This is a genomic window from Chryseobacterium carnipullorum, assembly GCF_900142785.1.
Classification (GTDB): domain Bacteria; phylum Bacteroidota; class Bacteroidia; order Flavobacteriales; family Weeksellaceae; genus Chryseobacterium; species Chryseobacterium carnipullorum.
Window position 1 is genome coordinate 108,039 of sequence record NZ_FRCD01000008.1, and the last position, 11,603, is coordinate 119,641.

The window sequence follows — 11,603 nt, forward strand, 5'->3', positions numbered from 1 at the left end:
ACATATTGGAAATTTGATACAGCAAAAAGTAAAAGAGGACCAAATAGAAATGTTACGCATTTGCAATTTTATGAAACGATCTGAAGAAGAAATATTGAATATGTTTACCCTTGAAAATCTTAGTTCTGAAATTCTATTAAGATGGAGTAAACTTTTGAAATATGATTTATTCAGGCTTTATTCACAACATTTAATATTGTATTCTCCTGCTGCCAATATGCCTTCAAAGAATGAGGAAAGCCATCTTCCTGTATTCAGGAAACGTATCTATGCAAAAGAAATCATAGACTTTATTTTGGAATTAATTAATACTGAAGAAAAAACAAAGCAGCAGGTTATTGAAGAATATAATATCCCAAAAACTACTTTATACAAATGGATTGCTAAACAGGAGCAGGTCAATTCAAAATACTAAGAAAAAAAAACACAAAAACTAAATGATAAAATATGAGCTTACCCAACTATAATAAAATTTATAATGATCTCATTGAAAGAAAATTTCCTGAAAAAAAAGAAAAATGGGCTCACTTACTTTCAAAAGAAATCAAGAACTCTCTTGAACTGATCAAGATTAATAATATCATTTTTAATCACCAAAATAAAGAAACTGATTTTTTAAATCAAAGGCTGCGCTCCTATGACGAAGAAAGTATTAAAAAAATTTTACAGTATCAGATATCGAATAGGCTTAATAATCAGCAGACGGCTAATGTATTTAAACTTAGTAGAAATACAGTGGCGAAATGGAAAAGAATATTTGCTGAATCCTGAGGTCAGCAATCTGTAAAATGAAAATCGAATACTACACAAAAGCGTATGTCCTACTTTTGTTATCATGGAATTCAAAGATTGAAATAAAATAAATCTTTGAAAATAATTGAAAAGAACAAGCCTTTCAGAAATCTGAAAGGCTTGTTTATCGTTGTTATTTCGTTAAATCTAATCCGCCAAAGTTACCCGAACTCATCATGAGGAAAACCCCATTTTTTTTGTCCAGAGTTTCCCAATACGCATGAAGTTCTTCCGCATTGGTCAATACTCTTAATCCTTCATTTTTAAATTTCTCTTTGATCAGTTCTGGAGAAATAGGATCCATTCTTTTAATTTTTAAAGCATCCTCAGAATAGAAAACGATGGCTTCATCCAAACCGTCCATGGCGTGGTCGTACTGTTCAAGAAAAGCAGGATTTAAACTTGAATAGGTATGGAGTTCCAGAAAACCATATTTCTTTTCCTTTTTAAACTGTTCACAGAAAGCTTTTACCGCCGCCTTCACTTTACTCGGGGCGTGAGCAAAATCTTTATAAAGCGTTCCCTGATCTTCTCTTTCCACTTTTTCAAGACGCTTGGAAGCACCTTTGAAACTCATAATCGCTTCGTAGAAATCTTCATCCATAATTCCCAGCTGACGGCATATATGTCTTGCCCCTTCCATATTCAATAGGTTATGGGCTCCAAAAACAGAAAGAGGAACATCTCCCATTTCAGTTTTCAGATAAACTTTTCCGTTGCTGATCTCATATTCAGGAGTTTTGTAAGGAATTTTTCTGAAGTAATTTTCAGCTGCTTCCACTACCTTTACTACTTCTGCATCTTCTTCATTGTATACCAGAACACCACCGGGAGTGATGCTTGCTACAAATTTTCTGAACTGATCAATATAATCATCAAAAGTTTTGAATACATTGATGTGATCCCATGCGATACCGCTCATTAAAGCGATATTCGGTTGGTACAGAAGAAACTTTGAACGCAGATCGATAGGAGAGGAAAGGTACTCATCACCTTCCAGGACCATGAAGTCGTTGTCCTCAGTTAGTTTTACCATGCAGTCGAAACCTTCCAGCTGTGCACCCACCATAAAATCTACCTCTTTCTGGTGAAAGTTCAAAACATGAAGAATCATTGACGTAATCGTTGTTTTACCGTGAGAACCCGCGATTACTACCCTTGTTTTGTTTTTTGACTGTTCGTAAAGAAATTCAGGATATGAATAAATTTTTAAACCCAGCTCTTTTGCTCTTGCCAGTTCAGTATTGTCCTGATGTGCATGCATTCCAAGGATAATAGCATCAATATCCGAAGTGATCTTTTCCGGGAACCAGCCCATTTCCTGAGGCAGAATTCCTTTCTTTTCCAATCTGGATTTTGAGGGTTCAAAAATAGCATCATCTGAACCTGTAACCTGATATCCTTTATCTTTTAACGCAATAGCAAGATTATGCATGGCGCTTCCGCCGATAGCAATGAAGTGGGTTTTCAACTTTATTTATTGTTTTTTACATTGTTAGTAATGATCTCCTGGAAAGCACTCAGAATGTTGGCCCAGTTTGTGGTAAAATTAGGCATTACCATGCTGGCATCTGTTTTACTTCCTTCATTGGGCCCCTTCTTTATATTGATAGAAGTGGTAATGTTGTCATACAGCTTTTTACGATCTTCCTCTATTCTTCTGAAGTTGTTTTGGGAAAGGGTCTGATCCAGTTTTTTTAAATCTTCATTCGAGATTTTAAAATCCTGTTTATGCTTTTTACCTTGTCCTTCAAATGAATAATGTGCATTATTACCTTTGATCAGAAGATTCTCATAGATGGGGCTCATGCCTCCGTTTCTGGAATAGCTGATATCAAAATCTGAATATACTTTCTGGCTGTTACACGAAACTAATACTATGACCGCGAATAAGATCCCTAATATTTTGTTCATAATTTTACTTACTTTAATGATTTGAATCCTTTTGTTCTAATTTTTTAGCTTTAAGTTCTTCATCATAATTGTGTAGTACATTGAAATCTTCTGTTTGCTCAATGGCAGTCATGATTTTCAATAAAATTTCGGGCGCTTTTTCGTTGTCGTAATCTATATCCAGAGGTGGTTTGAACTCCATGGTAGGTTTTACGCCTGTTACCTTTACCCGGAGACCTTTCTTGTCAAATGCCCGTCTGAAACCATTGATTTTGATAGGGATCACGATAGGGCGTTGGTTTTTAACCAGTTTGGCAGTTCCTCTTCGTCCTTGAGCAAAGGCAGAAGTAGTACCTTGAGGGAAAGTAGCTACCCAGCCGTTGTCTAAGGCTTTCATAATATTGTCAACTTCGGTAAGATCTACCATTCTGTTGACATTTTTACCTTCTGCTCTCCAGGTTCTTTTTACAGTTACCGCACCGGCGATCTTGAAGATCTTCGGAAGAATCCCTTTATTCATGGTTTCTTCTGCCGCTACATAGTAAAAATCGATCTTGGGATTAAGCAGGTAGATCGGATTTTTGATCGTGTTCAGATATCCGTTGTTTACAGCACAGAACGCATGATACATTGCTGCTACATCTGCAAAGTAGGTCTGATGGTTACATACAAAAAGCACGTTGGAATCGGGGAGATCCACAAGATGTTCCGTACCGGTTATCTTCAGTTTATTAAAGCCGTTGAACCTTCTGTAGGATACAATTCCTAAAATAAAAATGATAAACCTTTTTAAAAAATAAGGTGTTCCGAATGCATCGGTGAAAATATTTTTCTTCGCCATTTCTCTATTAAACACGGTAGTGCAAAGTTACATTTTTTTCAACAACTGGCTAAACTCGCTCAATATCATTGCTGTAGCACCCCAGATAATATATCCGTTGAAATTAATGACAGGGACTTCATGACCTGCGGTACTAGGAAGTTCCATCATTTCAGGATTATCCGGAAGACTGAGGAAAGAAGTGATCGGAAATTCTATAGTTTCTACGGCCTCGCTCTGCTGAAGAACAAACAATGGGTTCTTTTTAGTATACGAAATGTACGGGTATACATAAAAATTACTCGGTGGAACATAGATGGGAGACATTTCCCTGATGACTCTCATATAATGTTTATCTATTCCTATCTCTTCCGAAGTTTCACGTACTGCCGTCTCAGCGAAATCCTTGTCCAGTTCTTCACGCTTGCCACCCGGCAGTGAGATCTGTCCGCTGTGTCTGTCGTGTTCATTGATCGTTCTCTGGATCAGTGGGAAATACCATTCATTGTCTTTTAGATATAGGACAATATTAACCGCTGCAAATTTTGGATTTTTTGCCAGTATTTCATCATAGGTAAATACAGGACGGGAAGGTGGCGAAAATACTCCATGAGCATTGACTCCTGGCAGTTCTACGTTTGTAATTTTCCTCAATAAATCTTTTCCAAAACTTTCCATACTTCAAATTTAGCAATATATACTGAAGAAAAGAATAGGCGTTAACATTAATTAACCATTGAGAAAGATTTAAAGATTCAAAGATTTACAAATTCAAGGTTCAGAAAATGAATATTATTCTTATTTTTTGAAATTAGAGTTATTTGATGTATTTATTTGTTAATCAATATGATATTGTACCGTATTTTTACGTAACTGAAACACGTTACACTGACAAAACGGTAAACAGTTACATCCGGAACGGTAAACAGTGATTTTTAAAATTTACACTTTATCAGTGGTTTCTCGCTTAGGTTTAGCCTATACCTTTGTCATACTATTAACCAATTAATTTTTATCCAAATGAAAAACTTTATCACAGGTGTGTTTACACTAATGGCCATGAGTTTCAGCTTCGCACAATCAAATATTGATCTTACTGCCCAGATTGGAAACTTGAATGTTGCTACTGTTGATCAGACAGGTCTTTTGAATATCAACTCTTTGACACAGGATGGAAACCGTAATACGGCAGATATTGATCAGGTAGGTGTTTTGAATAGTAATACCGCTGAAAGTATGGGAAACAGAAACTCAATTGACGTAGATCAAACGGGTCTTGGCAATACAAATGAGGTGAGCCAGACAGGAAACAGAAACTCTGCAGTAACCTGGCAGCTTGGTGCCTTTAACTCTACAGAACAAACTCAGATCGGAAGAAGAAACGAAACCTCTTCTATACAGTTGGGTGTAGGAAACACAGTGGTACAATATCAGGATGGAAGAAGAAATGATGCTTCTGCAATTCAGTTAGGTGACGGTAACGATGCTTATCAGGTTCAGCTTGGACGAAGAAATGAGGCAAGCGGTCTTCAGGTAGGTAATGACAACCTTTTAGTACAATATCAGGATGGCAATGATAACAGTGCTACTCATGATCAGGCTGGTAACAATAATATCGCCGCTTCAGTTCAGATGGGAGATGATAATACAGCTATAGGAGCACAGGTGGGAAATGGTAACCAGCTTTATCAGCTTCAACTGGGAGACTCCAATACAGCTGTTGATGTTCAGATGGGTAACAATAACTTTACCTGGGTAGCTCAAAGCGGAGACTCCCACATTCACGTAGGAACTCAGATGGGTAACGGAAACTCAATGATAGTCAACCAATCCAATTAATCAATGAACTGTAATCAAAAATAAAAGGAGAAGCTGCGGTTTTCTCCTTTTTTTAAGCTTTAGAATGATCAGCATACCCGGAAACCGTGATTTTACAGATGTACCTGCTGGGTGTGTTTTTCCAGATACTCTATTCATGTACCTTTATTAAAAATTAATGACTATGTTTAAACCGGGGTGGGGTGCCTTTACACTTTTCGCAGTACTGTGCGTACAAGCACAACAGATAGACTGGGACCGGGTCAACAGCAGTACAGTTCTTGATCTTCTTTCAAAACAACAGACAGAGCAGGAACTTTATGGCTCCAATATTATTCAGATAGGCAATCAAAACAACGCGGAACTTTCTCTTAACGCGAAAACCAATATTGCCATCCAACAACTAGGAGATTACAATACCCTTTATTTCATTAATTCATTTACAGATAAAGAAACGAAGACTGCCGTTACTGCACAGGGAAACAACAATATCATTGATATTACCGGAAGCAATACGGTGTCAGATGGAATGAAGATTAATGTAAAAGGTGACAACCAAACGATTTTCATGAGAAATTATTAAAACACACGTGATGAAATTTTTATATTCTTTGAGCTTGTGCACTTTATTTATCTTCCTGTCTGCAATGGTTAAAGGGCAGGAAGATAAAAAAGTGAATGCCAGGATAGAAAGAAGCATTCTCGAAAATCAGATCAGACTGAAAGCTGTGATCACCAACAATACCCAGGTTTACAAAGAACTCAATTATCTGTTAATTTCCATTAAAAAAGGAAAATCAGGAAATCTTTCCAACAATCAGCAGAGCGGAAAATTCTCTATTAATCCTAATGAAGTAAAAGTTTTATCTGAAATCAATGTCAATCTTGAATCCAAAGATGCCCTTAAAGCTTTCCTGTATGTAAGAGATGAAGAAACTCAGAAACTGATTGCTAAAGACAGCCTGGAAATCAACAATGATCTGTTCAGGAAAAAAACCGCTAAGGCTGAAGAAGATGCGGTATTCGAGCTCAAAGGGCTTACCATTGATGAAACCAAAACAAAGGTAGGAAAAGACTTTTATGACATTTTTTATATGCAGTACAGTCAGATGTCCGATAAAAGCAGTGGGGCAGTTACCATTTCTGAACTTCCCCTGCGCGGCACCAGCGGCCAGATCAGCATTCAGATTGATGACAAAGTGATTTACAGTTTTATGACCAATCCCAACGAAGATTACCTGAATGAACAGCTGGCAGCCACCTTAAAATATATCAAAGAATTTAATGCAAAGAAAAACCTCATCAAAAATGAATTTATGTACTAAAAACGTCCGCCATGAAAACCTTTACCATTATTTTAATCTTTATTGCGGGTATTTTCTCCGGAAAATCTCAGCAGCTTGTTTATAAGCCTATCAATCCGGCATTCGGTGGTGATACTTTTAATTATCAGTGGCTTCTAAGTTCTGCAAATGCGCAGAATCAGTTTGACGAAAAAAAAGATTACAGCAGTTTGCTCGATAATGTTAATTCTCTCGACAGTTTCAGCCAGAGTATCAATCGGCAGGTGCTGAGTGAGCTGTCCAGGAAACTGTTTGAAGATCAGTTTGGGGAGGGGAGTTTAAAACCCGGAAATTATCTTTTCGGATCGCTTTATCTCCAGATTACTACAACAGCTCAGGGACTTTTGATCAATATTTTGGATACCAGTTCAGGCGATCAGTCCGAGATCGTGATTCCAAAATAAAAAATAACTAAAAACCAAACTTACCATGAGAACGTATACTTACACCAGAATTTTTTTCTGTACGTTTCTGCTGTGCTTCATGCAGGCCTGCAGTTCCATCCTCGGACTCCCTTCCGATCCTGAAAGATCTACCATGGGAGAACTCACACCCTCTACTGCGGAATTGAGAAACCTTCCTCTTCCCAAAGAAAAAATAGTCATCGGCGTGTACAAATTCAGGGACCAGACCGGCCAGTATAAACCGTCCGAAAACGGAAATAACTGGAGTACGGCAGTCCCACAAGGAACCACCACCATTTTGATTAAAGCACTTGAGGACAGTCGGTGGTTTATCCCCATTGAAAGAGAAAATATTGCCAATCTTTTAAACGAAAGACAGATCATCCGGTCCACAAGACAGGAGTACATGAAAGACGCTGATAAAAACAGTCAGGCCCTTCCCCCTCTTCTCTATGCAGGAATTCTTCTGGAAGGTGGGGTGATCTCTTATGATAGCAATGTCATGACCGGAGGTCTGGGAGCAAGATACTTCGGAATAGGAGCTTCTACCCAATACCGCCAGGACAGAATCACTATTTACCTTCGTGCCGTATCGACCCTTAACGGTGAAATTCTCAAAACCGTCTATATCTCTAAAACGATTCTTTCCACCAGTGTGAACGGAAGCTTTTTCAGATATATTGATACAGAAAGGCTGTTGGAAGCAGAAGTTGGGCTTACCCAAAATGAACCCGTTCAGCTTGCTGTCACTGAAGCGATTGAGAAAGCAGTAAGATCTCTGATTGTTGAAGGAATCAGGGATAAAATATGGGGAAAATCATCTGAAAACTTAACGGGTTACCAGAGTTTGATCAATGATTACAATAAAGAGCAGGAGGAAAATGTCGGAAGAACGGTAGGGAATAAATTTCCTGAGAACTACAGACAGAAAATTTCACTTTTTGCGAATATAGAATCCCAGAAGATCAAAGATGATTATGTGAATCCTAAAATGAATGTCGGTGGAAAAGTGGGTGTAAAATATTTTATCAACCCTAATTTCAATATTGAAGCCAGCGGCAGCTATTTCACTTTAGAGAATCAAAATATTATTAAAAAAAATTACATAGTTCCTGAACTCAATCTTGAATTTCTTTTGTTCCCGAAATACAGATTCAGTCCATACGTGTACGGTGGAATGGGAGCGATGTTTTCAAAATACAAACCTCAGTACAAAGGACAGGTGGGTGGCGGACTTGAATATATGATCGGGAATAATACTGCAATCCGTGCTTCATCACAGTATGATATAGGCTTTAAAGATGACTGGGAAGGTCTGGTAAATGGAAAAAGAAAAGATCAGGCACTCCGGTTTGCACTGGGAATCAATTTTTACCTTGGAAACCAATAAAAACATGAACTATGAAAACTTTAATCAAAATACTCAGCCTGTTGATCCTTACTTGTTATCTGTTTTCATGCAGTGAAGATCTTGTGGATCAGGCTCAGACAGGAACATTGAAAGGAAAGGTAGTAAAAAGAGGGACCAACGTGCCTATTTCTAATGTGAAAATTTTTACAGCACCTACCACACAGACGGTTTTCAGCGGGACAGACGGTACATTCGAAATTGCTGCCATGCCGCTTGGAAATTATTCTGTGAAAGCAGAACTGTCCGGCTATATTACCACTTTTCAGGGGGTTAATATGCAAACCCAAAATCAGGTAGTCACCGTGGTTTTTGAAATGGATGATGATGAATCACTTAATTCTCCTCCTTCCGCACCGCAGTTGCTTAGTCCGGTAGACAATGCGGTGAATCAGCCTTTGAGTGTTGAACTTACATGGACCGCTACAGATCCGGATACGGCTGATGTTTTAAAATATAGTTTAGCAATTAAAAATAACCTCGATACTCATGTGATTCAGGTTAATGATTTGACAGCGAAGCATTATTCGCTTTCAAATTTGAAGTTTGGTGTTAGTTACTTCTGGCAGGTGTCTGTTTCGGACGGCATTCACCCGCCAGTTTTAAGTTCTGTCGGCAAGTTTACCACCAACACCGTGCCTGCAAACCGGTATCATTATGCACAGAAACAGAACGGAAACTTTGTTATTTTATCAAGTGACGGGCAGGGAAACAGTTTTCAGCTCACCAATTCATCGTACAACAGCTGGCGACCACGCAAAAATAATAATGCGGGACTGATCGCATTTCTGCGAACTGAAGGCGGAAGTACTCATATCTTCACTGCAAATCCTGATGGATCCAATCCTTTTAAAGTAACGACAGTTCCGGCAGCGGGCTTTAATAATTATGAGATGGATTTTGCATGGAGTACCAACGGGCAGGAAATTCTTTATTCTAATTTTAATAAATTATATAGGATTAATAAGGACGGAAGTGGCCTTACCCAAGTATTTACCACTCCGGACGGCAGCATGATCTCCGAATGTGACTGGAGCTACGATGGCAGCAAGATCGCCTTAAAAACGAATGATTACAGCGGCTACCATACGAAGATCTATATTATTGATACGACAGGAAGTGTTTTGAAAACCATTCTGTCAGGATCTCCGGGAGCTTCAGGCGGACTGAATTTCTCTGTGGACGGGCAAATGCTTGTATATACGAGAGATACATCAGGATACCAGGACGGAAGTGGAAATTACCGGCAGCTTGATTCTCATATTTTTATCTATAATATGACCAATGATACGGTATTTGATATTTCTTCGGAAAGCGAAAAACCATTGGGAACCAACGATCTTGATCCCAGATTTTCCCCAAATAACGCCCAGATCATCTTTATGAATACTTCGAACGATAATATTTCCCAGAAAAATGTAATGGTGATTGATCTCAATACGACCATGACCGATCTTTCCAGAGTCTCTCTTTTTACCAATGGTGAAATGCCGGATTATGAGTAGAGCGTGCTGTGGGTTTGAGAGTAGGAGGGTTTAAAAGTTTGACGATACAAATAGTAAAATCTCCTTTGATCTTCTTAATTTCAACCTTAGTCTTATACTGAAATCTAAAATCTAATAAAAAAGCAATGATGAAAGAATCCAAACCTAAGGTTTGGATTCTTTTTGGAGTTCATCGAAATTGGTTTTTTATCAATCAATAATGTGGTTTTCTAAGGCGTATTTTACAATTCCTACGGAATTTTTTGCGTTTAATTTTAAAAGAATCCTTTTGCGGTGGGTTTCTACGGTATTGATGCTAATGAATAGTTTTTCACCAATATCTTTGCTGCTGAAACCGTCGCATATCAGTCTGAGGATTTCCATCTCTCTGCGCGTAAGCGGTTCTTTGATGTGAGGATTCGGTTTTCCTTCCTCACTGCTGATAAAGTTGATCATTCTTTCTTTTGCGTTGTCGCAGATGTAGATCTCATTCAGAAGCAGAACGTTTATTGATTTTACAAATTCATCGTATCTGCTGTTTTTATCAAGATAGCTTTTGATGCCTTTGTTAAAAAGCTTCCGGATCTCAGTCATATCGTAACTATTGCCTATGACAATAATTTTGATTTCTTTGTTGGTGGAGGTGATGTCTTCTACAAGTCTGAAAATATCGGTAAGCATCAGCATATTGGAGCTTATAACCAGAATTTCAGGGGGATCTTCTTTTAATTGTTCAAATAAGGTTTCATAAGAATTACAAATGTCAATCGTATTAAAAATTTTGCTTTGTGAGAGCAATTTTGATAAACCTTCTGTATAGAGTAGAGGCTCATCAAAAATGGTTAATCTTGGTTTCATCATGGTTAGTTTTGTTTATATAAAAATATAAAAAAAACTTTACATTTTACGTAATAATAATAATTAATTGCAATTTTTTACATAATAAATGATCGTAAAATTGAAATTTTATTGATTATTTGATAAATAAATCTCTTTGCGTGGAGTTTTAGATTGAATTTTTAGAGTTATCATAGTAAAACTGTATTATTAATGGGACTTTTTGTAAGATTAAATCTGTGTTTAAAATTATTTAACTGCCACAGTGGGGATATGTTTTACCGGAAAATTCACCGACCTGGCCATAAAACAAAACTGGTTAGCCTTATGATGGAGTTCTTTAGCTTTTTCAATCATTGATTCTTCTGTAACAGTAATGGCAGGATGAAGGGTAACTGATGTAAAATGCCCGCTTCCATCTGCCGTTTCAGTCATAATTCCGGTTGCTTCGTCTGTATAATCGGTGACAATGATCCCTTCTTCAGAACAAAAATGAAGGTACCACAGCATATGACAGGAAGAAAGGGAAGAAAGGAACAGATCTTCCGGATTGTGCTTGGTTTTATCTCCCCGGAATGCTGGGTCAGAAGAGCCTTCAATAGCCTCTTTATTTTCAATATTGATCGTATGACTCCTCTCATAGTTTTTGTAGCTGCTGGTACCGGTCCCCTTGTTTCCTATCCAATGGATGGTTGCTTTATAGTGGTGTTCTTTGCCCATTCTGTAATTTTTTGTTTAAGATTAAAAATAAAAAAGGTATTTACCAAAATTAAGTAAATACCTTTCCATAAGAACGAAGATTAT

Annotated in this window: 14 protein-coding genes; 8 read left to right on the forward strand and 6 right to left on the reverse strand. The window is 37.7% G+C overall.

Features of this window, described 5'->3' with window-relative positions; genetic code table 11:
• Positions 1–70 precede the first annotated feature (70 nt).
• Positions 71–415 (forward strand): hypothetical protein, encoded by a 345-nt coding sequence (locus BUC06_RS10710; RefSeq protein WP_317041432.1) that lies wholly within the window; start codon positions 71–73, stop codon positions 413–415.
• A 32-nt stretch (positions 416–447) separates the two neighbouring features.
• Complete coding sequence (locus tag BUC06_RS10715) at positions 448–771, forward strand: hypothetical protein (RefSeq protein WP_073333604.1); 324 nt, start codon at positions 448–450, stop codon at positions 769–771.
• A 154-nt stretch (positions 772–925) separates the two neighbouring features.
• Here the strand turns inward: BUC06_RS10715 and BUC06_RS10720 are convergent, their stop codons facing one another.
• The 4 genes from BUC06_RS10720 to BUC06_RS10735 are packed head-to-tail and all read right to left on the reverse strand — an operon-like array spanning position 926 to position 4,183.
• The gene (locus tag BUC06_RS10720) at positions 926–2,263 is read right to left on the reverse strand and encodes a UDP-N-acetylmuramate--L-alanine ligase (protein ID WP_073333607.1); all 1,338 of its coding nucleotides are present in this window, start codon (positions 2,261–2,263) and stop codon (positions 926–928) included.
• Between the two features lie 2 nt (positions 2,264–2,265).
• Positions 2,266–2,706 (reverse strand): hypothetical protein, encoded by a 441-nt coding sequence (locus tag BUC06_RS10725; protein WP_073333609.1) that lies wholly within the window; start codon positions 2,704–2,706, stop codon positions 2,266–2,268.
• A gap of 13 nt (positions 2,707–2,719) precedes the next feature.
• A complete protein-coding gene (locus BUC06_RS10730) occupies positions 2,720–3,526 on the reverse strand; it encodes a lysophospholipid acyltransferase family protein (RefSeq protein WP_073333612.1) in 807 nt (268 codons plus the stop codon).
• Between the two features lie 27 nt (positions 3,527–3,553).
• Positions 3,554–4,183 carry an NUDIX hydrolase gene (locus BUC06_RS10735; protein ID WP_073333614.1) on the reverse strand — a complete coding sequence of 210 codons (630 nt, stop codon included), beginning with the start codon at positions 4,181–4,183 and terminating at the stop codon, positions 3,554–3,556.
• A 342-nt stretch (positions 4,184–4,525) separates the two neighbouring features.
• Between BUC06_RS10735 and BUC06_RS10740 the strand changes: the two genes are divergently transcribed.
• The 6 genes from BUC06_RS10740 (at position 4,526) to BUC06_RS10765 (ending at position 9,983) form a co-directional block, all read left to right on the forward strand.
• Positions 4,526–5,344, forward strand: coding sequence for a hypothetical protein (locus tag BUC06_RS10740; RefSeq protein ID WP_073333617.1), 819 nt, complete (start codon positions 4,526–4,528; stop codon positions 5,342–5,344).
• A gap of 163 nt (positions 5,345–5,507) precedes the next feature.
• A complete protein-coding gene (locus BUC06_RS10745) occupies positions 5,508–5,906 on the forward strand; it encodes a hypothetical protein (RefSeq protein ID WP_073333844.1) in 399 nt (132 codons plus the stop codon).
• Between the two features lie 10 nt (positions 5,907–5,916).
• Positions 5,917–6,648, forward strand: a complete 732-nt coding sequence (locus BUC06_RS10750; protein ID WP_073333619.1) for a CsgE family curli-type amyloid fiber assembly protein — start codon at positions 5,917–5,919, stop codon at positions 6,646–6,648.
• Between the two features lie 11 nt (positions 6,649–6,659).
• Positions 6,660–7,070, forward strand: a complete 411-nt coding sequence (locus tag BUC06_RS10755; RefSeq protein ID WP_073333622.1) for a curli production assembly/transport component CsgF — start codon at positions 6,660–6,662, stop codon at positions 7,068–7,070.
• Between the two features lie 25 nt (positions 7,071–7,095).
• Positions 7,096–8,460 carry a CsgG/HfaB family protein gene (locus BUC06_RS10760; RefSeq protein WP_073333625.1) on the forward strand — a complete coding sequence of 455 codons (1,365 nt, stop codon included), beginning with the start codon at positions 7,096–7,098 and terminating at the stop codon, positions 8,458–8,460.
• An 11-nt stretch (positions 8,461–8,471) separates the two neighbouring features.
• Positions 8,472–9,983: a carboxypeptidase-like regulatory domain-containing protein gene (locus tag BUC06_RS10765; protein ID WP_073333627.1), complete on the forward strand. Its 1,512-nt coding sequence runs from the start codon at positions 8,472–8,474 to the stop codon at positions 9,981–9,983.
• Between the two features lie 189 nt (positions 9,984–10,172).
• Here BUC06_RS10765 and BUC06_RS10770 read toward each other — a convergent pair whose 3' ends face one another.
• On the reverse strand, positions 10,173–10,823 hold the full coding sequence (locus BUC06_RS10770; RefSeq protein ID WP_228423698.1) for a response regulator transcription factor: 651 nt from the start codon (positions 10,821–10,823) through the stop codon (positions 10,173–10,175).
• 225 nt (positions 10,824–11,048) lie between these two features.
• Positions 11,049–11,519 carry an OsmC family protein gene (locus BUC06_RS10775; RefSeq protein ID WP_073333630.1) on the reverse strand — a complete coding sequence of 157 codons (471 nt, stop codon included), beginning with the start codon at positions 11,517–11,519 and terminating at the stop codon, positions 11,049–11,051.
• Positions 11,520–11,603 lie beyond the last annotated feature (84 nt).

Bases quoted from the DNA above. Each gene is read 5' to 3' on its own strand.
- BUC06_RS10710 (WP_317041432.1), top strand. From the start codon at position 71: ATGAAACGATCTGAAGAAGAAATATTGAATATGTTTACCCTTGAAAAT.
- BUC06_RS10715 (WP_073333604.1), top strand. From the start codon at position 448: ATGAGCTTACCCAACTATAATAAAATTTATAATGATCTCATTGAAAGA.
- BUC06_RS10775 (WP_073333630.1), bottom strand. From the start codon at position 11,519: ATGGGCAAAGAACACCACTATAAAGCAACCATCCATTGGATAGGAAAC.
- BUC06_RS10765 (WP_073333627.1), top strand. From the start codon at position 8,472: ATGAAAACTTTAATCAAAATACTCAGCCTGTTGATCCTTACTTGTTAT.
- BUC06_RS10725 (WP_073333609.1), bottom strand. From the start codon at position 2,706: ATGAACAAAATATTAGGGATCTTATTCGCGGTCATAGTATTAGTTTCG.
- BUC06_RS10735 (WP_073333614.1), bottom strand. From the start codon at position 4,183: ATGGAAAGTTTTGGAAAAGATTTATTGAGGAAAATTACAAACGTAGAA.
- BUC06_RS10740 (WP_073333617.1), top strand. From the start codon at position 4,526: ATGAAAAACTTTATCACAGGTGTGTTTACACTAATGGCCATGAGTTTC.
- BUC06_RS10750 (WP_073333619.1), top strand. From the start codon at position 5,917: ATGAAATTTTTATATTCTTTGAGCTTGTGCACTTTATTTATCTTCCTG.
- BUC06_RS10730 (WP_073333612.1), bottom strand. From the start codon at position 3,526: ATGGCGAAGAAAAATATTTTCACCGATGCATTCGGAACACCTTATTTT.
- BUC06_RS10760 (WP_073333625.1), top strand. From the start codon at position 7,096: ATGAGAACGTATACTTACACCAGAATTTTTTTCTGTACGTTTCTGCTG.
- BUC06_RS10770 (WP_228423698.1), bottom strand. From the start codon at position 10,823: ATGATGAAACCAAGATTAACCATTTTTGATGAGCCTCTACTCTATACA.
- BUC06_RS10745 (WP_073333844.1), top strand. From the start codon at position 5,508: ATGTTTAAACCGGGGTGGGGTGCCTTTACACTTTTCGCAGTACTGTGC.
- BUC06_RS10755 (WP_073333622.1), top strand. From the start codon at position 6,660: ATGAAAACCTTTACCATTATTTTAATCTTTATTGCGGGTATTTTCTCC.